Here is a 21,128-nt window from a genome sequence, read left to right on the forward strand (position 1 = left end):
CTGAATCCCAGCGCGCCTTAAAGTCGTCACAGCTTCATCACCTTGAAGATGCGGCGAGGCATCAGGCGGATCGCCAGGATGATCCAGCGCCAGAATGACGGCACATAGACGACGTCCTTGCCCTTGAGGATGGCGTGATGGATGCGCCTGGCGACGGTTTCGGGCTGCGCCCAGAGCAGGCCCTTCTCGAACCCCGCCGTCATCGGGGTGTCGACAAAGCCGGGCCTGATCGTGGTCACGCCGACACCCACTTTGTAGAGCCGCTGCCGCAAGCCCTCGAGGAAAGTGTCGACCGCCGCTTTGGCCGCCCCGTAAACGTAATTGCTTTGCCGTCCGCGTTCGGCCGCGACCGAGGTGACGACCGCGATCTGGCCCTTTCCCTTGCGTTCCATCAGCTCCGACAGGCGGGTGAGCAATGCGACAGTGCTGACGGCGTTCGTCTGGATCTCCTCGACCGTCAGCTTGGCCGATGCCTGGCAAAGCTGCTGGTCGGGCAAGGTGCCGTGCGCCACCAGCGCCACGTCGATACCGCCGAGAGCCTGCTCCGCTCGCGTCAGCACCGCGCGATGCCGATCCAGCTCGTTCACGTCCAGGACTTCGCATCCCGCGATCTCGGCGCCGCGCACGGCAAGGTCGTCGGCCGCGGCCTCGAGCCTGGCCTTGCGCCTTGCGACGAGGAACAGCCTGTCGCCGTCTTCCGCGAAGAGACGGGCCGTTGCCTCGGCGATTGCCGAGGTCGCTCCGATGATCAGGACCTTATGCATTGGCTGCCCCTGTCATGTGTCGCCAGAAGTCATGCGCCGCCAGAAGTTGGACGCGAAAGCGGGATCGCGATAGCGCTCGAAGCGATGCAGCGCCGGATAGCCGCGCTCGAAGGTCTCTGCCTTCATGCGGGCATCCTTGGCCGGATAGACGGCGCCGCCTGCCTCAGCGGTGATCTCGTCCAGCGTGTCGAGCAGGGCAAGCGTGGACCGGCCGCGATCGGGAAAATCGAGGGCAAGCGTCGTTCCGGGTCTCGAGAAGGACAGCCAGCCTGGCGGCCTGCGGTTGCCGAAGACCTTCAGCACGGAGAGGAACGACCCTTCCCTGGCCCGCGCAACCTTGGCGATGATCTCGCCGATCGCGGCCTCCGCCTGATCCTGCGGGATGACGCATTGATACTGGTAGAAGCCCTTGCGGCCGAACAGCCGGTTCCAGTTCGGCACGGCGTCGAGCGGATAGAAGAACGGCTCGTAGTGGACGATCGCGCGCCGGCGGCGCGGCCACCGGTAGACGGCGGTGTTGAACAAGCCGACCGCGGCCCTCGGCAGCAGCGAGACCGGAGGCGTGAACGGCAATCCCGGCTTGCGGCGGGAAGGCGCGACTGCATGATGCCCGGCTGCGTGGTTGCCGCGGAAGAACAGCCCGCGGGCGCCGCCCGGTCCGGGCGTGAGGGAATCGATCCAGGCCACCGTATATTCATAGGCGTTGTGCGAGGCGCGGCTCAGCTCCAGGAACTCCTTAACGCCCGAGAAGCGCAGGCTCTCCACCTCGATCGCCGGCCCCTCTATCTTCTTCAGCGCAATCTCGGCCCAGAGAATGACGCCGGTGAGCCCGAGCCCGCCGATGGTCGCCGCGAACCAGTCGGCATTCTCGCGCGGCGAGCATAGGAGCCGGCTGCCGTCCGAGCGCAGGAGCTCGAAGCGCCGCACATGATGGCCGAAGCTTCCGGCCCGATGATGGTTCTTGCCGTGAACGTCGTTGGCGATCGCTCCGCCTACCGTCACCTGCTGGGTGCCCGGCGTCAACGGGGGAAACCAGCCTTTTGGAACGAAACGGCCAAGGATATCGGAGAGAAGAACGCCGGCTTCGCATCGCAGGACACCCGTGTCGGCGTCGAATGAAATGAACCGGTCGAGGCCGCGAAGATCCACGAGCGTGCCGCCGCTGTTCAGGCAGCTGTCGCCGTAGCTGCGCCCGTTGCCATAAGACAGGAAGGGACCGCGGCCTTCGGGGAGTTGTTCGTCGCGCCAGTGCAACCGGATGGCGCCTTGCATGTCCGGCGCCGGCGGTCGCCCCCACGATCGGTATCGGCCATCGCGTCCCATCACATCGCCAGCCAGATGACGGCGCCTCCCAGGATTGCGAAGGTCAGGCTGGCGCGGTCGCGCGCGGCGAAGACCAGCGGGTCGCTGCGCATTTCGCCGCGGCAGGTCTTGAGCCAGATCCGCGTCACCCAGAAAACGAGGATGGGCACGAAAACCCAAAGCAGGTCGGGACGCGTATAGGCAACCAGGACCTGCGGGGTGCTGAGATAGAGGGCAAGGACCAGAGCCGCGACATAGCCCGCGCCCACCCCCATGCTGTTGAGCATCTGCAGATCGGCAAGCAGATACCCCCGGCCCAAACTCGTCTGCTTGCCGTGCTCCTGCATCAGCAGCAGTTCCGCGCAGCGTTTGGCGAATGCGAGGCTCAGGAAGATGAAGATGGAGAAGGTGAGCAGCCATTGGGAAAGCGGGATGTTTGCCGCCGCGCCGCCGGCAAAAATTCGCGTCGTGTAGAGGAGCGCGAGCGTCACGACATCGACCGCCTCCAGGCGTTTCAGGAAAAACGTGTAGGCGAGCGTGACGGCATAATAGACCGCCAGGACGGCACCGAACTGCCAGGGCAGGAAGAAACTCAGCGCCGCGGATCCCGCCAGCAGTGCCGGAATAAGCATGAACCCTTGCGCGATCGGCAGGCGGCCGGAGGCAAACGGCCGGTGCCGCTTGTCCGGGTGACGGCGGTCGTCTTCAATATCGACGATATCGTTGAGCAAATAGACGCTCGAGGCGCAAAAGCTGAAAGCGAAAAAGCCGATCGCAAGCGCCGCCAGCGCCTCGGTATCGGTAAATTGAAGCGCGGCAATCAACGGCGTGAAGAGAAGCAGGTTCTTCAGCCATTGATGCAGCCGCAAGGCATGGACATAGACGGAAAGTGACGGCTTCCTGCGCGGAAACACCTCGTCCACATTCGCATGGGCAAACGCCCAGTTGAGCGTGCGCGGCGATGCATTGACCACCGTCGCAAATCGTGCGGCGCGCCAGATCGGAAAGTCCGCCGCCGCATTTCCGGCATAGTCGAATCCTTCGGCGCCGAAACGGTCGCGCAGGGCGGCGAGCTTGTCATGGCTCGTCAGGTTGCGCTTTCCGTCGCTGGCAAAGACCTCCTCGAACAGGCCGAGCTGATGAGCGATCTGATGGGCAAGGGATTCGTGCGCGCCGGTCGCCAGAACGAGCCTGCGGCCGCGGGCTTTCTCTTGTTTCAAGTGTTCGACCAGCGGCCGGTTGAAGGGCAGGGCGGAGAGGTCCAGCGCCACCCTTTTGGTGACTTGCGCCTTGAAGGCGGCCTTGCCGCGCATGAGCCACAGGGGCAAAAGCAGGATCGACAAGAAAGACCGCTTCACAAGCGCGATGACGGACTCCACCAAAAGGTTGCTGCGGATCAGCGTGCCGTCGAGGTCGACGACAAGGGGAACCGACGATTTCGTGGCGCGCGGTGCTTCATCGGCCTTCGGGATCGCTTGGAGATGCTGCATGAGGGCTCTTTCTCTCTGACGTGTGCCCCGAACCTGCCGCTATCGGCCCGGGAAGGGCTTCGATAGCTGACCAGGCGCCTAATCCGAGCGCCACCGCGAACCAGAGCGTGGCGAGCCGAACGACTGTGGTCGTTGCAACGGCCTCGGGCGCCGTTGCACCGGCGTAAGCAAGAAGGGAAATCATGACGATTTCGGTGCTGCCCAGTCCGCCGGGAAGAAAGGACAACGCGCCGGCAAGCATGGCGGTTGCGTAGATTCCGATTGCGAGCGCAGGCCCGATGTGGAGGCCGAGTTCCCTGGCCACGACGTATGTGCCGATGCCTTCCGCGCCCCAGGCAAGGAGGCCCAGAAACGTTCCGATGGCGGCAAACCGGACGGTCATCATGGAGCGGACGTCACGAAGGAATGTCGTCGCGGCATTGGTCAGTGACGGAACGAGCCGCCCGGGCAAAAACCGGGAAAGCCGTTCGAGACGCGCAATCGTGGCCGGATGCTGGGCAACGATCAGCACTGCCACCAGCCCCGCGCCGAGAAGGCCGAACGTGCGGGTGACGGCGCCGGAAGAAACAACGGCGAACATCGAGAGGATCCCAATCGCGACCAGGTCGAACAGGCGCTCGTTGTAAAGGGCGGCCAGACAACGTCCGGGGCTGATGCTGAACGGCCTGAGATAGAAGGTCCGCAGCGCTTCGCCGACCTTCCCCGGCGTTGTCGTCAACGCAAATCCCGAAAGATAAATCATGAAATGCCGTGACGGGGGCAGAGCGGTCGAAGACGGCGAAAGCATCAGCGACCAGCGCCAGAACCTGAGCGCGTAGTTCGCCAGAGACAGCAGCAGAACGAGGGCCAGGACGCGCAGGTCGATTGCTGCGATGGCGGCCATGACGTTGCCGAAGCCGACGCTCGAGGAAAGCATCAGATACGCAACCAGAAAAACGATGATCGTTGGGACAAGAAAACTTCTCGCGCGGAGTATGTTCCTGCCTTGGTCACTACTCAGCATATGCACGCGCGCTCCGGAAACTCGCGGTTTGGTCTGCGGATCTTTGTGGCTGGGCCGTGAAGCGAACTTCCGGAATCCCGCCGAACCCTCTACCCGGCGTCTGGGCTCGTCTCCCGGCCAGGGGCGATGACCGTCTTTTCTGGTCTTTGCGGTCTTCTATGGCCTGTGCCTCGGCCCAGGCCTCGGTGATGAACGCCGCAGATTCTGCAAAGTTCCAGACACCGCTCGCCGTCGCTATATATCAGTAAATACTAAAGTTTTCGCGACGGAACTTTCCCGTTCTGAGCCGCAATTTCATGAAATACTGGACACAACACGACGATGAAGAAATATCGCAACGTCACGCCCGACCACATCTGGTCGCAATCAAAGGGCAGGGCGCTTGGCTATGGCAAGCCCGATGCCGAGCGCGATCATCGCGCCGCCCGACGCTTCCCGCAGGCGGCGGATCACACCGGTGCGTCCCGCTGCGCCTTCCCTGATGCGGCTCGCCGCGAAGGCGACCACGACGTCGGCAAGGGTGTTGAGCGTCACCGACACGAAGCCGAGAGCCATGAACTGCAGGGCGACGTGGCCGGCGCCGAGGTTCACGAACTGCGGAATGAAGGCCAGGAAGAACGCGGCCGTCTTCGGGTTCAGCGCCTCGACCAGAACCCCTTCGCGAAACGCCCGGCGGGCGCCGACCGCAGGCGCCGGCGCGCCACCGTCCAGGATGGTCTTTGCCTCGCGACGGGCGGACTGGAAGGTGCGGAAGCCGAGCCAGACGAGATAGACGGCGCCGATCAGTTTCAGCGCCGTGAACAATTCCGCGCTTGCGAGCACGATTGCCGAGACACCCAGGCTGCCGGCAAGCACGTGGACCATGCCGCCCAGGCCCGTCCCGAAACTGGAAGCGATGCCTTCGGCGCGCCCACCGGCCAGCGTGCGGGCGGCGACGTAGAAGATGCCCGGGCCAGGCGTGATGGCGAGCAGGAACGCCGCGGCGAAATACAAGGCGAACTGGGTCAGATCGGGCATGATGGACTCGCTTGAAAGCGGATAGAGCTGGACTTCACGACGGGATGAGCGCGGCGACCTCACGGTCCGAAGGCCGATCGCTCGCTAAGAGGCCGGACACGACACCGGCGCGATCGGCTGCGTTGCGATTCTGGCTCATCTTGCGCTTGCCTTCCAGCCGCGCGATCGGCATGCGCAACCCGACAATCCCGCGCAGCTGCGCCTGGATAAAATCCGCCGGCGCATCCGATACGGCCCATGGCGAGGCGCGCCCGCCCTCGTGGAGATTGGTGAGGCGCGTCACGATTTCGAGCAGCCTGTCGGCATCCTCGAAGAATTCGACCGGCCCATAGGCGTGGATGACGACATAGTTCCAGGTCGGCACCACCTTTCCGGTTTCCTGCTTGGTCTGATACCAGGCCGGCGTCACATAGGCGTCCGGCCCCATGAAGATCGCCAGGCCATCGCCTAATGGCGGAGCGCGCCAATGCGGATTTGCCTTCGCGACATGGCCATAGAGCGTGCCATGCTCGCCCTCGTTCTCGTCGAGAAGAAGCGGCAATGGCGTCGCCAGCAGCCCTTCCGCCGTGGCGGTTACCAGCGTTGCCAGACGCGCGTCGCGGATGGTTGCCCTGAGGCTCTCCTTGTCGTCATCGCGGAAGGCGGGCGGGATATACATGGGGGAAACTCCTTGCGTTGCATGGAAAGATGCCGGAAAGCTGGCCTGCCTGGAACATCCAGTTTCGAAGGTTTTCAGTGGTCCAGTTGCAGCAGGATGGTGTCGCGCGCCGCATCATCGCGGCAATCAAGGCGCAGATACACAGCGGTGCCTATCGGCCCGGCGACCGCCTGCCGTCGACGCGAGCCTTTGCCGCCGAATGGGGCGCGTCCCGAACCACGGTGACGGCGGCCTACAACCAGCTTAACGCCGAGGGCTACCTGGTCATCCGGCATGGGGCACGCGCAATCGTGGCCCCGGGGCTGGAGACGGCGTCAGGGGAGGCGCCCATCACGACGGCGACGCCTCGGAACCTCTCGGCGTTCGCCAATCGACTGCTCGCTCTGCCTCCGCGGGCGGAACAGCAGCCGGCGAGGGTTGCGGATTTTCGCTACGGCGACCTGTCAGGGGCGGACTTCCCGGTGCTGGCCTGGCGGCGGGCGTCGAACAAGGCCATTCTTCAGCGCGCTGCCCGGCTGCGCTATGGCGACCCGCAGGGGTCTTTCGCGCTCCGCAGCGCCCTTCAGGGCTATCTCTGGCGCTCACGCGGCATCAGTTGCACGCCGGATCAGATCGTCATCGTCAACGGCTCGCAGCAGGGCCTCGACCTCTGCGCGCGGCTGCTGCTCGACCCCGGCGACCCGTTCGTGATCGAGAACCCGGGCTATCTGCTCGCCCGCCATGTTTTCGCGGCGGCAGGCGGTATCGCCGTGCCGGTTCCGGTCGACGCGGACGGGCTAAGGACGGATGCGCTGCCGCCGGCCCGTTTGGCTTACGTGACGCCGTCACACCAGTTTCCGCTCGGCGGCGTGCTTTCGGCGACGCGGCGGCGCGCCCTCCTGGCCTGGGCCGCGGCTGCAGGCGCCTACATCGTCGAAGACGATTATGACGGCGAATACCGTCACGACATCGCCCCCATCCCGCCGCTGCAGGCGCTCGACGCGGACACCGTCATCTATGTCGGCACGCTGTCCAAGACGCTCTCGCCCACCTTGAGGCTCGGCTATCTCGTCGTCCCCGCCGGCCTGCGCATGGCGTTCAGCGAGGCGAAGCGCCTGACCGACCGGCATGCGCCGATGCTGGAACAGGATGTGTTGACCGACCTGCTCGTGAGTGGCGCCTACGAGCGTCACGTCCGCAGCATCCGCAGAAAGAACGCCGAGCGCAGGGAAGTCCTGCTGCGGGCGTTGACCGATCATCTGGGGCAGAGCGTGGCTGTCGCGGGCGCCGACACAGGCCTGCATGTTGTTGCCTGGATGAATGGCATCGCCGTCGAAAAGGAGCCGGCGATCGTCGCGGCGGCACGGGCTGCCGGGGTCGGCCTCTATCCCGTGTCGCCGCTCTACGACCCGAGCGAGCCTCGGCCTGGAACGGCGGGCTTCATCATGGGTTACGCCGGGCTCGATGCGGAGGCGCTGCGGCGGGGCGTTGCGGTGCTGGCGACTGTGCTGGCCGAGAACCGCTGATGAGCATGTCGCCAGAAAGTGCGCAGCGGTTTTGGGAAACGACATGCACAAGAGCAGAGGCTCGAAGCGCGTCGCCTGAGCGCGGCGCGCTTTGAGCAGCTCAGAAGATCTCGTTGGTCATCTCTCTGATCGGACCGAGCAGGATCGAGCCGGTCGGCACGCCGTTGTCGATCGGGATGGCCTTGCGCTCGGGCATGTCGGACACCGGCTCGCCGATATCGGCCGTCACGACAACCGGGGTCTTGTTGGGAACACGGTCGTAAAGGTCGATGATATCCTGGTTGATCAAGCGCACGCAGCCCGAAGAGACCGACTTGCCGATCGACCACCATTCAGGCGAGCCGTGCAGGCGGTAGAGCGTGTCTTGACTGCCCTGGAAGAGATAGAGCGCGCGGGCGCCAAGCGGGTTCTTCAGGCCGCCGGGCATGCCGCCATTCTTGGCGCTGAATTGCGCCAGTTCCGGCTGGCGGCCGATCATGTCGTCCGGCGGCGTCCATTTCGGCCACTTCTGCTTCCATTGCACCACGGCGTCGCCCGACCACTCGAACCCGGCGCGGCCAAGGCCGACGCCGTAGCGGATCGCCTGGCCGCCCTCGCGCACCAGATAGAGGAAGTGGTTGGTGGTATCGACGACGATGGTGCCGGGCCGCTGCCCGGTCGGATCGGGAACGATCTGGCGCAAAAATCTGTGATCGATCTTGTTCACCGGGATGGCCGGCAGGTCGAAGCCGTTGTCCGACATCGGCCCGTACATCGTCTCGTAGTCGCCGAGCGGCGGCTCCACATAGGCCGGCGGTGGCGGCTGGACAGGTTCGGGACCAGGACCGGTGGTGGTGCAGGCGGAAACCGCAACGGAGGCAGCGCCGAGGGCAGTGAAATTGAGGAAGCCACGGCGGCTGATGCGGAAGGAATCGTCTGACATGGTTGCCTTTTCTCGGGTCTTAATTCGCAAGAAAGCATGAATCTACAGGCAAGTAGGCCGCCGGCAGCTCCAATAACAGTCGGCAGTGATAGGCCGTTCCAATTCTGGCCTGAGGGTGGACAAACAAAGGCGAAGCTGTGACCGCAACCCTCTGTTGCGCTGCAGCAACAGCTCCCTCAAACGTCCGTCAGAAGACCTTCGAGCGAGGGCAGGATCAGTCCAGGCGGAAAGTCCCGGTATTCGTCCGGCTGGTTGGTGCGATTGATCCAGACGGTGCGGAAGCCGAACTTGGTGGCGCCCGCGACATCCCAACGGTTGGAGGACTGGAACGACACCGCTCCCGGGTAAAGCCGCCAGCCGGTGACCACCATGTCGTAGACCGCAGGGTCGGTCTTGAAGCGCCTGATCTCGTCGACCGAGAAGATGTCGTCGAGGATCTGGTCGAGCGCCGCGGACTTCGCCGCCGCCTGCAGCATTTCCGGCGAGCCGTTGGACAGTATCGCGAGCTTGGCACCCGATGCCTTGAGCGCCTTCAGCACCGCCGGCACTTCCGGATAGCAGTCGAGCTGCCAATAGGCTTCGAGCAGCCTGGCCCTCAGCGCCAGATCGACCGAAGGCACCTTGCGCAGCGCGAAATCGAGCGCCTGCTCTGTAAGCTGCCAGAAATCGGCATAGGCGCCCATCAGCGTCCTGACCCAGGAATATTCGAGCTGCTTGGCGCGCCAGATTTCGGAGAGAAGCTGGCCGTCCGGCCCGATCTCGCCGGCATGGCGGCGCACGGCCGCGTGCACGTCGAACAACGTGCCATAGGCGTCGAAGACATAGGCCGCATGGTGCATGGCTTAAGTTTTGCGGCGTGCCGCGGCGCCATGCAAGCGCTGATTGCGCGCAAGTGCCTCTGGCCTCAACGATTTTGGCGGATGTCGGTTGACGCGGGCCGCCAAAGCATCGTCCTATGGCCGCCTGAAATCATCCGTACGGACGGCAAACGATGACACTGGCGGCGGCGGCGCAGTCCGCGACATGGACCTATGTGGACGGCGACTGGTACGAAGGCAATGTCGCCATTCTCGGACCGCGCAGCCACGCCATGTGGCTGGGCACCAGCGTCTTCGACGGCGCCCGCTGGTTCGAAGGCGTGGCGCCCGACCTCGATCGTCATGCCGCGCGCGTCAACGCCTCGGCGATCGCGCTTGGCCTGAAGCCTTCCATGAGCTCCGAGGAGATCGTCGGGCTGACCTGGGACGGTCTGAAGAAGTTCGACGGCAAGAGCGCCGTCTACATCAGGCCGATGTACTGGGCCGAGCATGGCGGCTACATGGGCGTGCCGGCCGACCCGTCCTCGACCCGCTTCTGCCTCTGCCTTTATGAATCGCCGATGATCCCGCCTTCCGGCTTCTCGATCGGCGTCTCGCCGTTCCGGCGGCCGACCATCGAGACCATGCCGACCAACGCCAAGGCCGGTTGCCTCTATCCCAACAACGGCCGCGCCATCCTCGAGGCCAAGATGCGCGGCTTCGACAATGCGCTGGTGCTGGATATGCTCGGCAATGTAGCGGAGACCGGCACGTCCAACATCTTCCTGGTCAAGGACGGCCATGTGATGACGCCGGCGGCGAACGGCACGTTCCTTTCCGGCATCACCCGCTCGCGCACGATCGACCTGCTGGGTGATTACGGCTTCAGGACCACCGAAAAGGCGCTTACAATCCGCGATTTCCTCGAAGCGGACGAGATCTTCTCGACCGGCAACCATTCGAAAGTGGTGCCGATCACCCGCATCGAGGACCGCAATCTCCAGCCCGGGCCGGTGGCCAAGAAGGCGCGCGAGCTCTACTGGGATTGGGCGCATTCGACTTCCGCCGCCTGAGCGGATAAAAAGGCGATCGGCGCTTCATTCCGGAGTTGTCCCAACCCATTCCAGACCTATCTTAGTCCGGGAGTTTCACCGGACTTTTTCCACGAGGGAGTACTATCCATGGCTTTTGAGTTGCCCGCTTTGCCTTACGACTATGAGGCCCTGCAGCCTTACATGTCGAAGGAGACGCTGGAGTATCACCACGACAAGCACCACAAAGCCTATGTCGACAACGGCAACAAGCTGGCCGCCGAGGCTGGAATGGGCGACCTGTCGGTCGAAGAGGTCGTGAAGCAGTCCTTCAGCAAGAATGCCGGACTCTTCAACAACGCCGCCCAGCACTACAACCACATTCATTTCTGGAAGTGGATGAAGAAGGGCGGCGGCGGCAACAAGCTGCCGGGCGCGCTGCAGAAGGCCGTCGATGCCGATCTCGGCGGCTACGACAAGTTCAAGGCGGACTTCATCGCCGCCGGCACCACCCAGTTCGGCTCCGGCTGGGCCTGGCTCTCGGTCAAGGACGGCAAGCTCGCGATCTCGAAGACCCCCAACGGCGAGAACCCGCTGGTCCATGGCGCTTCGCCGATCCTCGGCGTCGACGTCTGGGAGCACTCCTATTACATCGACTACCGCAACGCGCGGCCGAAATATCTCGAAGCCTTCGTCGACAGTCTCATCAACTGGGACTACGTCCTGGAACTCTACGAAAAGGCGAAAAGCTGATCAGTTCGACGAAAAGCCCCGGCATGCCGGGGCTTTTCTTTTGTGCCAGGCGACAGGTTCATCCCGACAAGGGAAAATCACTACGGCGTCGAAGGGAATATTTCCGCCGCGACGCCCGTTAACGTCCAGTCGCTTACACTCTTCACCCCGGAGCCAATTGAATGAGAAAGCTTGTCCTTGCCATCTCGATGCTCGCTCTCGCCGGTTCGGCCGCCTTTGCCGATCCGGTCCAGGATCGCCAGGCCTTGATGAAGGAGCGCGGCAAGCTCGCCGGTCAGTTAGTCAAGGTCGTCAAGGGCGAGGAAGACTTCGACGCCTCCGCCGTGCTGACGACGCTGAAGGCGCTGCAGGCCAATGCCGAGAGGTTCGACGCCGAGAAGCTGTTCCCGGCCGGCAGCGACAAGGGCGACACCACGGCTGCGCCGAAAATCTGGGAAGACAAGGCCGGCTTCAATGCGGCCGAGGACAAGTTGCTGACCAACGTCAAGGCCGCGGTCGCGTCGCCGCCGGCCGACGTCGATGCCTTGAAGACGCAGCTCAACACGATCGGCGGCGACTGCGGCACCTGCCATCAGACCTACAGGATCAAGAAGGGCTGATCGCCTGATATGGCCTGGCTGAAGAAGCTTGTCGGCGCCGTCATCGTGCTGGGCGGCGCCGGCGCGGTCGCCGGCTGGGTCCTGGCTGCGCCGGTCCGGCTTGACGCTGCGACCGTTGGGCAACTCCGTCCTGGCGACGCCGCCAGGGGCAAGCGCATTTTCTATGCCGGCGGCTGCACCTCCTGCCACGCCCGGCCCGGTGCCAAGGGCGATGCTCAACTCGAGCTCGCCGGTGGGCTGGAATTGAAGACGCCGTTCGGCACCTTCGTGCCACCCAACATCTCGCAGGATCCAAAGGACGGTATCGGCGCCTGGAGCGAGGAAGACCTCGCCAACGCCATGCTGAACGGCATCTCGCCCTCCGGCGAGCACCTCTATCCGGCCTTTCCCTATGCCTCCTATGTGCGCATGAAGCCGGCCGACATCGCCGACCTCTACGCCTTCATGAAGACGCTGCCGGCAGTGGCCGGCAAGGCGCCGGGCCACAAGCTCTCCTTCCCCTTCAACATCCGTCGCGGCATTGGTCTCTGGAAGCGGCTCTATCTCAGTCCCGAGCCGGTGATCGCCTTGCCGGACGGCGCGCCGGACAAGGTGCTGGCCGGCCGTTATCTGGTCGAAGGGCTCGGCCATTGCGGCGAATGCCATACGCCGCGCGACTTCGCCGGCGGCGTGAAGAAAGCCGAATGGCTGGCGGGCGCCGTGGCCGCCGAAGGCTCGGGCATCGTGCCGAACATCACACCCGAAGGGCGCGGCATCAAGGACTGGTCTGAGGCCGACATCGCCAACTATCTCGAAACCGGCTTCACGCCCGATTTCGATTCCGTCGGCGGCGCCATGGTCGAGGTTCAGCGGAACATGGCCCAGCTGACGGCCGACGATCGCGCCGCCATCGCCGCCTATCTCAAGGCCATCCCGCCGCATCAGAACGGCTATCCGGCGCGCAAGCCGGCGAGCTGATGACAAGCAATTCCAGGAAAAGCGCGCAGCGGTTTTCCGTCCGGAATTGCGTCAAATAGTTACGGGTGGCGGTCGCCGAGGAAGTCGAAGCCGTTCTCGAAAAAGTGGTTGTAGTCGCAGGTCAGTTCCTCGCCGGGGGCGATGTCGCGCAGCGCGTAGGTCTCCTCGGGGGAGGAGACGTCGCAATTCGGCTCGTCCGCGTGGTTCATGTAGCGCGCGTCATCCGCCTCGAAGACGATGTAGTTGGGGTCGCGCCGGTCGGGATAGGAATAGCGGTCGAGATAGGACTTCACCGGGCCGCTTTCGCCCTGATAGGTCTCCACGGGAATGCATCGGTCGAACCTTGGATCGAGCTTCCAGATCAGCGTGCCGCGCGGGATGTAGTGCTTAGCGAAGACACCGATGCCCTGGATGGGCGATTTGTCGAGATAGACGTCGACGAGCAGCATGGCGGACCCTGGCGAATAGACAACCCCCGCGACCTGCAAGGCCGCGCCTGAAGAACGGCGAATTGCGTAGCGCGTGGCCGTCGCAATTGCGAGTAAAAATCAGACCTTGCCGGTCACTTTCAAGGCATAGGCGTAGATATACGCGATCTCCTCCAGCCGCGAGAACCGGCCGGAGGCGCCGGCGTGGCCGGACTCCATGTTGATCTTGAACAGCACCGGGTTGTCGCCTGCCTTGCGCTCGCGCAGCCGCGCCACCCATTTCGCCGGCTCCCAGTAGGTGACGCGCGGGTCGGTGAGGCCAGCCAGCGCCAGGATCGGCGGATAGTCGAGCGCCGCGACATTGTCGTAGGGCGAGTAGGCCGCGATCGTGTTGTAGTCGTCGGCGGACGCAATCGGGTTGCCCCATTCCGGCCATTCCGGCGGGGTCAGCGGCAGGCCGTCATCGAGCATGGTGGTGAGCACGTCGACGAACGGCACCTCGGCGACGATGCCGCCGAAACTCTCGGGCGCCATGTTGGCGATCGCCCCCATCAGCATGCCGCCGGCCGAGCCGCCCTGGGCGACGATGCGGTCGTGCCTTGTGTAACGTTCGGCCACCAGATGGCGGGCGCAGGCGATGAAATCGGTGAAGGTGTTCATCTTCTTCGCCCGTTTGCCGTCCTCGTACCAGCCATAGCCCTTGTCCTTGCCGCCGCGCACATGCGCGATGGCGTAGACGAAGCCGCGATCGATAAGCGACAGGCAGTTGGTGTTGAAGGCGGCCGGAACCGTGATGCCATAGGAGCCGTAACCGTAGAGCAGGCATGGAGCCGAGCCGTCGAGGGGCGTGTCGCGATGATGGATGAGCGAGATCGGCACCAATTCGCCGTCGTGAGCCGGCGCCATCAGCCGGCGCGTGACATAGTGCTCAGGATCGTGGCCTGAAGGTACCTCCTGCGTCTTCAATAGAACACGCTCGCGGGTGCGCATGTTGTAGTCGAACACCTGCGCCGGCGTCGTCATCGACGAATAGGTGAAGCGCATCACCTCGGTGTCGTATTCGTAGGAGCCGGATAGCCCGAGCGAGAAGGCCTCCTCGTCGAAGGAAATGAAATGCTCCTCGCCGCTTGAGCGGTTGCGCACGACGATGCGCGGCAGGCCGTCCTTGCGCTCCAGCCTGACCATATGCTGCTTGAAGCCCAATACCGACAGGATCAGTCGGCCGGGCTCGTGCGGCACCAGCTCCTTCCAGTTGGCACGTACCGGGTTTTCGACCGGCGCGGTCATGATCTTGAAGTCCTTGGCGCCGTCGGCATTGGTGAGGATGAAGAAGACATCGCCGCCTTCTTCCAGGTCATATTGCAGCCCGGTTTCGCGCGCCGACACCAGCTTCGGTTCGGCGAACGGCTCGTCGGCGCGCAGCAGCCGGTACTCGGAGGTTTCATGGTCGTTGATGCCGATCATGATCCACTCGTTGGAGCGCGTGCCGCCGACATCCATGAAGAAGCCCGGATCGGTCTCCTCATAGATCAGCCGGTCGTTGTCGGGACTGTCGCCAAGCGCGTGGAACAACACCTTGGACGGGCGGTGGCTGTCGTCGAGGCGGGTATAGAAGAAGCCGTCGTCGCCGGCGTCCCACACGCCGCCGCCACCGGTATCCGGGATCTGGTCGGAGAGTTCCTTGCCGCTGGCGATGTCGCGCACGCGCAGCGAGAAGAATTCCGAGCCCTTGTCGTCGAAGGCCCAGAGCAGCTTCCTATGGTCGGCGGAATGGTCGACGCCGCCGAGGCGGAAATAGGGCTTGCCTTCCGCTTCCTTATCGCCGTCAAGCAGGATCTCGTCCACGCCGCCGTCGCGCGGCGTGCGGAAGTAGCGCGGATGCTCGCCTCCCTGCCGGAAGGACGAGCCATAGGCATAGGGGCCGTCCTTCATCGGGACCGTCGAATCGTCTTCCTTGATGCGCCCCTTCATCTCGGCGAAAAGCTTGGCCCGCAGTTCTGCCGTGTCGGCCATCAGCGTCGCCTGGTAGACATTCTCGGCCTCGAGATGGGTGCGGATCGCACCGTCGAGGAGCGATGGGTCCCTGAACATCGCCTGCCAGTTCTCGGCCCGCATCCAGGCATAATCGTCCGCGCGGGTGATGCCATGATGCGTGTCGAAGACGGGCCATTTCTTGGGCTGCGGCGGGTTGGCGGTCGGGAAGGCGGCCCGGAAGGCGGAAGGTCTGGTCATTGCGTCTCGCTGCGGAATAGCCTGAAATTTGCTTGAGGGGCGAATGAACACGCTGCTCGGCAGCGGTTCAAGGGGCAGGGTTCAAGGTGGTCTACAGAAGGTAGGTCGAAGGGAAAAGATGAAATCCTATGTTCGCGCCGCCATGGCTTTCGCAGTCGCTTCGGCAGTACTGGCCGTTTCCAGTCAGTCTCATGCAACCGTGTTCGCCGCCTGGCAAGTGGCGGGCGCGCCGTTCGGCGACACGCTCAACGCCCGCAAATATCCGTCGAACACATCGCAAAAGCAGGCGGCCTATCCGAACGGCGCCGCCTTGCAGATGACCGGCCGCTGCACGGGCGGGATCAATCTGCTCGACATTGCCGGCCAACCGCATTGGAGGCAGCGGCAGGCGATCCGCTATCGCTGGTGCGAGATCTGGCACGACCCGGCACAGAATGGTCATTTCGTCACCGGCTGGGTCTACGGCAAGTATATCACGCCCTATTGAGAGTTTGTCGCGGCCACCTGGCTGCGCGCTCCGCGCGAAAATCAGTCCGCCTGCATCCTGTGGTCTGTAGGATTCCTCTTGCCGGCCGCCATGACGGCCAAGCATTGGTCAAGCATTGATGACCCTGTTCGGCGACCCCTGTGGTGTAAAGCGCGCCTGACGCCACGTCAGGCTGCACTGGTCTGACCAGAAGAATCTCGCCAAGTTACACGGCGCACGAATTTTTGAAGCTGAATCGGGAATATTTGATGAATATCGCCGAATATAAGTCATTTGGCGAATTGACTTACTTGCAGCACAGCGCCATTAAGATGATGCGACGCGAATCGCAGGCGCTTGCCTGTATCAAATTCGCGCGATGCCCGATCTCAGAAAAAGGGCACAGTTTAGAAACAACTCTCGTTGGGGCCTGAGCACAATGGATATCGTCGAAACACCTTCAAACAATAGTGACGCGCTGATCGAGCTGACCGCCGATGTCGTCGCGGCCTATGTCAGCAACAACCCCGTGCCGGTCGGCGAACTGCCGAACCTGATCGCCGACGTTCATGCCGCGCTTGGCCGCGTCGGCGGCACGGCGGAGCAACCGTTGGCCGAGAAGCAGAAGCCGGCCGTCAATCCGAAGCGCTCCGTGCATGATGACTACATCGTCTGTCTCGAAGACGGCAAGAAGTTCAAGTCGCTGAAGCGCCACCTGATGACTCACTACAACCTCACTCCGGAAGAGTATCGCGAGAAGTGGGGCCTGGACGCCAACTATCCGATGGTCGCGCCCAACTATGCTGCGGCCCGTTCGCAGCTCGCCAAGAAGATGGGCCTGGGCCGTAAGCCCAAGAGCCGCCGCTAATGCATGCCGCCCAAAACCGCTATGCAGGTTTGGGCGAACAACATGCATCGAAACAAAGACTGAAAGCGCGTCGCCTGGATCCGTTTCGACGCGACGCGCTTTAAAGCATGTCTCCCGAAAGTGGGAACCGGTTTCGGGATAAAGACATGCGTAAAATCAAAAACCTAAAGCGCATGGGAGCGTATCTGGAAGATCGCGACGCGCTTTAGCAACGCTCACATTCGCAGTTCGACGGCGCCCGAAGGGCGCCATTTGCTTGTCTGCCGGCGGTCGTTTGAGGAAATTTCAGGCGGTCTGCTTCAAGGCTGCTTCCGCGTCGCGCTTGATGCGCTTGACCATCGAGCGCAGGCCGTTGGCGCGCTGCGGCGACAGATGCTCGTCGAGGCCGAGCTCCTTCAGCGTCACTTCCGCGTCGGTGCCCTGAATTTCGCTGGCTGGCCGGCCCGAGAACAGCGCCAGCATGATGGCGACGAGGCCGCGCACGATGTGGGCGTCCGAATCGCCCTTGAAGCTGATCACCGGATCGATACCCTGTCCCTGCTCGGTGATGAGCCACACCTGGCTCACGCAGCCGGGCACCTTGTTGGCCGCGGTGCGTTCCGCCTCGGGAAACGGCGGCAGCGCCTCGCCGAGCTCGATCACATAGCGATAACGGTCCTCCCACTCGTCGAGCAGGGAGAAGTCGTCGCGGATCGTTTCGATCAAGGTGGTCATGGTCCGCATATAGTGACCCGGCGCCGCCGCGTCACGGAAAAAGAAAGACGCCGCGGGCGTCGAGAGGTCGGACGGGCCCGCGGCGTTAGAGCAATTCCAGGAAAAGTGTGAACGGTTTTCCGTCCGGAATTGCGCCAAAACTAAAGAAGCCGAGTAGACGGCTGAAAAAGAATCTCAGTTCTTCATCACCGGGATATTGACCTTGGCGGGCAGCACGATGGCTCCGGCTACACTGCCGGTGGTCTCGGCGGACATTTCCGCCACCTTCGCCTCGGGCGCGGTCGCCTTCTCCGGCTGCTGGTCGTCCAGCATGGCGGCCGCCATCTTGGCGGTTTCCTTGGCGCGCACGGTGATGGTGTGCATGGCCGACTTGCCGGTCTCGCAGACGTCCGGCTTGCGCTCGCAGATACCGGCAATGTCGCCGACTGCCTCGCGCGCCGCAAACAGCGCCTGGATCGGCCCGACCGCCTCGCGGCCGTCCTCGTCGGGCCCGACGCTGAGCGGCAGCGCCAAGAGCACCAGCGAAAACCAGAAAGCCATCCTGATCAGAAAGCCCATCTCAACGCCTCTCGTCGTGACCGGGTCATGCATCAAGTCGGCATGACCTCTTTTATGGGCAGGATAGTGGCACGCCCGCGCAAAGGACGGCTTGCGCCGAAGCCGCGAATTTTCCTCAAATTTTAGGCAAATTCGAAAGGATTGGTTTTCGCAGTCGATTTGCCTAAAAGCTAATCGACTGCATTAACTTTATGATAACCATATATCTTGCTGTTATTGAACGATTTTTTGGGCTTAAAGCGAGTAGCCGGCTTCAGTATTGGCCAGTCTTGGCACACCGCCGGCGGCTAACGCTCCATTTACCATGGCGCCAGATCGACGGGCTTTGCGGTCCCGGCGTCCCAATATTTGCCGTGGGCGGGGCGCTCACCTTGTCTGCCTTATCCATTCCTTAAACGCTGGGTGCGAGTTTCAAAGCCAATCAAGAGTCACCTGCAAAGCAGGGCAGTTTCACGACCGGGTACGAGTGCGTTGAGTTCGATTACGGCCAGATACGTTCACCTGCCTGGCGCGGTTGCCGCCGGCTGCGAACGCTTGGTTCATCCGACCGTCACGGGCGAGGCCGAGCGTCTGCGTCAGCGCCGCTTCATCGGCGTCATGCTCGCCGCTCCTTTCCTCGCCGCGGGCGCGGCTGTGACGCTGGTCACCGCCGGCCTCGGCGTGGCCGTCACGACGGCAACCATCTTCGCCGCCTTCGGACTTTGCTGGTTTGCAGCGCTCCTGGTGGCGGCATCGGGGCGCATGGCGCTCGTTGGCCAGGCTGCGCTCGCCATCGGCGGCCTTGCCCTTGCCTGCGCCATTGCCGCGGCGGGCGGCCTTGCCTCGCCGGTCGCCCTCCTTGCCGTCGCTTTGCCGGTCGAGGCCTGGTGGATCGGCGGCTCGCGGCGCGCAGCGCTCTCGGGCGCGCTTTCGGCGTTGGCCGCCATTCTGCTGCAGCCGCTTGCCAGTCAGTTTCTGCCGCTCGGCGCGGCCGGGATCGCCACCTGGCACTGGCTGCTGCCACTCGCCTGGGCGCTTACGCTGTTGCCGCGCGCGGCGGCCTTCGCCAATCGGGCCGGCGTCCGCCAGGCGGAGCCTGCGGCCGACCGTCTCGAAGACATCATCGATGCCGTCGTGCTGCGCGTCGGCCGCCAGGGCGAGGTGATCGATGCCTCGGCCAAGGCGCGTACCATCCTGAAGCTGGCGCCGGAACTCTTGTTTGGCACCGGCCTGTTCGACCGCGTCCATCTTTCCGATCGCGTCGCTTATCTTACCGCGCTCGCGGATATGCGCGAGGGCGCGCCGAAGCGTCGGCTGGACCTTCGCATCCGGCTGCCGCGCGAAGGCGTCGGCTCAGTCGACAATTTCCGTCCGTTCCGCCTGGAATTGATGCGCGGCGAGTCCGAGCAGGATGTCTTCACTTTCGTGCTGCGCGAGAACGACGATGTCGCAGCGCTTCGCGAGGAGCTTGCCGCGGCCAAGGAGGCCGCCGCGGCCGCCGAAGTGGCCAAGGGCCGCTTCCTGGCAGTGGTCAGCCATGAGCTGCGCACGCCGCTCAACGCCATCATCGGCTTCTCCGACATGCTGCTGCACGAGATGTTCGGCGCCTTCCGCGATCCGCGTCAGAAGGAATATGTCGGGCTGGTCAGGGAGTCCGGCCAGCATCTTCTGTCCGTCGTCACCTCGATCCTCGATGTCTCGCGCATCGAGGCCGGCGCCTATGCCACCGAGCTGGAGCCGTTCCGCTTCGCCGAGGCGGTCGACATGTGCCGCTCGATGATGAAGCCGCTGGCCGAGGCCAAGAGCATCGCGCTCGGCGCGCAGATCGCGCCGGATGCGGGCGAGATCAATGCCGATCGCCGCGCCGTGCAACAGATCCTGATCAATCTCGTCTCGAACGCCGTGAAGTTCACGCCCGACGGCGGCAGCGTGGTGATCGGCGCCAAGCGCGTCGGCTCGCGGCTGCACTTCTGGGTGAGCGACACCGGCATCGGCATCGCCGAGGAGGATTTCGCCAATCTCGGCAAGCCGTTCATGCAGATCCAGAATGACTATACGCGCCGTTTCGAGGGAACCGGGCTCGGCCTGTCGCTGGTCAAGGGCCTGGTGGCGCTGCACGAGGGCACGATGTCGATCGAGAGCGCTCCAGGCGAGGGCACCACGGTGACCATCAGCCTGCCGGTGAACGGGCCGAAGCGGCGCTCGGGCGCGCCGGCCGGCGTGCTGCCGATGCCGGTTGCAAAGCCGAAGGGGGACGCAAATGGGGAAAGCAATGGCTCGCTCCGCAAGACGGCCTAAGGTCGTCGAACCCGAGCGAAGCGTCCTTGCCGAGGGCGCTGTGGCCGTCGGTCAGGTGATCTCGCGCAACCCCGTTCTGGTCGGCGGCTCGACCGCCTTCCTGGTCACCCTGTTCTACGTCTCGGCCAACGCGCTCTGGTACCAGCCCTTTCCGCATACTGGCGCCTTCTTCGCCACCCGGAGCATCGAGAATTTCCCGCATGCGGTCTCCGACGAGCCAGAGACCACCATCAACATCGTGCGTCAGGCGCCGGCGCAGCCGGCCGCCAAGCCCGACCCCGTCGTCCAGCAAGTGCAAGGCATATTGAAGGACCTCAATTTTTACGACGGCACGGTGGATGGCCTGACGGGGCCCGCCACGCGCAAGGCCATCCAGGCCTATCAGCAGAAGGTCGGCTTGCCGGCTTCCGGCGAGGTCGACGGCGCGCTGCTCGATCAGCTCGGTGCCAGGCAGATAACCGCGGCCATCCCGCACCCGGCGCCGCGGCCCGCCAGCAACGCTGCCGCCCCGGCCGCCACGCCGGTTCCAATCCCTGGCTCGGCGCCGGCCAACAGCGGCACTCCGGACGCCCGCATTGTCAAGATCCAGGCCGGCCTCAAGGCCTTTGGCAACAACGACATGCAACTCGATGGCAAGGTCGGCGCTCGCACCAAAGCCGCGATCAAGGAGTTTCAGGCGCTGTTCGGCCTGCCCGAGACCGGCGAGCCGGACGAGGCGGTCTACGTCAAGATGCGCGAGATCGGCCTGACGAACTGAGGGGCGTTGGTCGTTCCTGTTCCATTGCAG

22 protein-coding genes are annotated in these 21,128 nt (G+C 63.8%); 10 read left to right on the forward strand and 12 right to left on the reverse strand.

Features of this window, described 5'->3' with window-relative positions:
• Positions 1–26: 26 nt before the first annotated feature.
• From RFN28_RS22110 to RFN28_RS22135, 6 genes are all read right to left on the reverse strand, one after another.
• Positions 27–764 carry an SDR family oxidoreductase gene (locus RFN28_RS22110; protein ID WP_320289347.1) on the reverse strand — a complete coding sequence of 246 codons (738 nt, stop codon included), beginning with the start codon at positions 762–764 and terminating at the stop codon, positions 27–29.
• Between the two features lie 12 nt (positions 765–776).
• Positions 777–2,036, reverse strand: coding sequence for an FAD-binding oxidoreductase (locus RFN28_RS22115; RefSeq protein ID WP_320289348.1), 1,260 nt, complete (start codon positions 2,034–2,036; stop codon positions 777–779).
• A 50-nt stretch (positions 2,037–2,086) separates the two neighbouring features.
• Positions 2,087–3,556, reverse strand: a complete 1,470-nt coding sequence (locus RFN28_RS22120; protein ID WP_320289349.1) for a UbiA family prenyltransferase — start codon at positions 3,554–3,556, stop codon at positions 2,087–2,089.
• Positions 3,522–4,559, reverse strand: a complete 1,038-nt coding sequence (locus RFN28_RS22125) for a lysylphosphatidylglycerol synthase transmembrane domain-containing protein (protein ID WP_320289350.1) — start codon at positions 4,557–4,559, stop codon at positions 3,522–3,524. The genes RFN28_RS22120 and RFN28_RS22125 overlap by 35 nt, the downstream gene beginning before the upstream one ends.
• Before the next feature lie 366 nt (positions 4,560–4,925).
• The gene (locus RFN28_RS22130; protein WP_320289351.1) at positions 4,926–5,576 is read right to left on the reverse strand and encodes a LysE family translocator; all 651 of its coding nucleotides are present in this window, start codon (positions 5,574–5,576) and stop codon (positions 4,926–4,928) included.
• A gap of 34 nt (positions 5,577–5,610) precedes the next feature.
• Entirely contained in the window at positions 5,611–6,234 is a 624-nt protein-coding gene (locus RFN28_RS22135; RefSeq protein WP_320289352.1) for an FMN-binding negative transcriptional regulator, read from the reverse strand.
• A 29-nt stretch (positions 6,235–6,263) separates the two neighbouring features.
• Between RFN28_RS22135 and pdxR the strand changes: the two genes are divergently transcribed.
• Positions 6,264–7,739 (forward strand): MocR-like pyridoxine biosynthesis transcription factor PdxR, encoded by a 1,476-nt coding sequence (gene pdxR, locus RFN28_RS22140; protein ID WP_320289353.1) that lies wholly within the window; start codon positions 6,264–6,266, stop codon positions 7,737–7,739.
• 100 nt (positions 7,740–7,839) lie between these two features.
• Here pdxR and RFN28_RS22145 read toward each other — a convergent pair whose 3' ends face one another.
• On the reverse strand, positions 7,840–8,661 hold the full coding sequence (locus RFN28_RS22145; RefSeq protein ID WP_320289354.1) for a L,D-transpeptidase: 822 nt from the start codon (positions 8,659–8,661) through the stop codon (positions 7,840–7,842).
• Positions 8,662–8,837: 176 nt separating this feature from the next.
• Positions 8,838–9,500: a haloacid dehalogenase type II gene (locus tag RFN28_RS22150; protein ID WP_320289355.1), complete on the reverse strand. Its 663-nt coding sequence runs from the start codon at positions 9,498–9,500 to the stop codon at positions 8,838–8,840.
• Positions 9,501–9,652: 152 nt separating this feature from the next.
• Here RFN28_RS22150 and RFN28_RS22155 point away from each other — a divergent pair, with 152 nt between their 5' ends.
• The 4 genes from RFN28_RS22155 (at position 9,653) to RFN28_RS22170 (ending at position 12,798) form a co-directional block, all read left to right on the forward strand.
• The gene (locus RFN28_RS22155; RefSeq protein WP_320289356.1) at positions 9,653–10,531 is read left to right on the forward strand and encodes a branched-chain amino acid aminotransferase; all 879 of its coding nucleotides are present in this window, start codon (positions 9,653–9,655) and stop codon (positions 10,529–10,531) included.
• Positions 10,532–10,639: 108 nt separating this feature from the next.
• Positions 10,640–11,242, forward strand: a complete 603-nt coding sequence (locus tag RFN28_RS22160; RefSeq protein WP_320289357.1) for a superoxide dismutase — start codon at positions 10,640–10,642, stop codon at positions 11,240–11,242.
• 161 nt (positions 11,243–11,403) lie between these two features.
• On the forward strand, positions 11,404–11,841 hold the full coding sequence (locus tag RFN28_RS22165) for a c-type cytochrome (protein WP_320289358.1): 438 nt from the start codon (positions 11,404–11,406) through the stop codon (positions 11,839–11,841).
• Positions 11,842–11,850: 9 nt separating this feature from the next.
• A complete protein-coding gene (locus RFN28_RS22170) occupies positions 11,851–12,798 on the forward strand; it encodes a cytochrome c (RefSeq protein WP_320289359.1) in 948 nt (315 codons plus the stop codon).
• Positions 12,799–12,857: 59 nt separating this feature from the next.
• Here RFN28_RS22170 and RFN28_RS22175 read toward each other — a convergent pair whose 3' ends face one another.
• Positions 12,858–13,247: an SET domain-containing protein gene (locus RFN28_RS22175; RefSeq protein WP_320289360.1), complete on the reverse strand. Its 390-nt coding sequence runs from the start codon at positions 13,245–13,247 to the stop codon at positions 12,858–12,860.
• 99 nt (positions 13,248–13,346) lie between these two features.
• Positions 13,347–15,458 carry a S9 family peptidase gene (locus RFN28_RS22180; RefSeq protein WP_320289361.1) on the reverse strand — a complete coding sequence of 704 codons (2,112 nt, stop codon included), beginning with the start codon at positions 15,456–15,458 and terminating at the stop codon, positions 13,347–13,349.
• A 118-nt stretch (positions 15,459–15,576) separates the two neighbouring features.
• Between RFN28_RS22180 and RFN28_RS22185 the strand changes: the two genes are divergently transcribed.
• The 3 genes from RFN28_RS22185 (at position 15,577) to RFN28_RS22195 (ending at position 16,792) form a co-directional block, all read left to right on the forward strand.
• On the forward strand, positions 15,577–15,945 hold the full coding sequence (locus RFN28_RS22185) for an SH3 domain-containing protein (protein WP_320289362.1): 369 nt from the start codon (positions 15,577–15,579) through the stop codon (positions 15,943–15,945).
• 248 nt (positions 15,946–16,193) lie between these two features.
• Complete coding sequence (locus RFN28_RS22190; RefSeq protein WP_320289363.1) at positions 16,194–16,358, forward strand: hypothetical protein; 165 nt, start codon at positions 16,194–16,196, stop codon at positions 16,356–16,358.
• 5 nt (positions 16,359–16,363) lie between these two features.
• On the forward strand, positions 16,364–16,792 hold the full coding sequence (locus tag RFN28_RS22195; protein ID WP_320289364.1) for a Ros/MucR family transcriptional regulator: 429 nt from the start codon (positions 16,364–16,366) through the stop codon (positions 16,790–16,792).
• Positions 16,793–17,077: 285 nt separating this feature from the next.
• On the opposite strand, the gene RFN28_RS22200 is transcribed toward RFN28_RS22195, so the two are convergent.
• Together RFN28_RS22200 and RFN28_RS22205 are read right to left on the reverse strand one after the other, a co-directional pair.
• Positions 17,078–17,506, reverse strand: coding sequence for a SufE family protein (locus RFN28_RS22200; RefSeq protein WP_320289414.1), 429 nt, complete (start codon positions 17,504–17,506; stop codon positions 17,078–17,080).
• A gap of 174 nt (positions 17,507–17,680) precedes the next feature.
• Positions 17,681–18,064 (reverse strand): DUF5330 domain-containing protein, encoded by a 384-nt coding sequence (locus RFN28_RS22205; RefSeq protein ID WP_320289365.1) that lies wholly within the window; start codon positions 18,062–18,064, stop codon positions 17,681–17,683.
• A gap of 534 nt (positions 18,065–18,598) precedes the next feature.
• On the opposite strand from RFN28_RS22205, the gene RFN28_RS22210 reads away from it, so the two are divergent.
• Both RFN28_RS22210 and RFN28_RS22215 read left to right on the forward strand, forming a co-directional pair.
• Positions 18,599–20,341 (forward strand): sensor histidine kinase, encoded by a 1,743-nt coding sequence (locus RFN28_RS22210; protein WP_320289415.1) that lies wholly within the window; start codon positions 18,599–18,601, stop codon positions 20,339–20,341.
• Entirely contained in the window at positions 20,316–21,098 is a 783-nt protein-coding gene (locus RFN28_RS22215; RefSeq protein WP_320289366.1) for a peptidoglycan-binding domain-containing protein, read from the forward strand. Before RFN28_RS22210 ends, RFN28_RS22215 begins: the two co-directional genes overlap by 26 nt.
• Positions 21,099–21,128: the final 30 nt, after the last annotated feature.

The sequence above is a fragment of the Mesorhizobium album genome, from assembly GCF_033977205.1.
In the GTDB taxonomy this organism is placed as follows: domain Bacteria; phylum Pseudomonadota; class Alphaproteobacteria; order Rhizobiales; family Rhizobiaceae; genus Mesorhizobium; species Mesorhizobium album.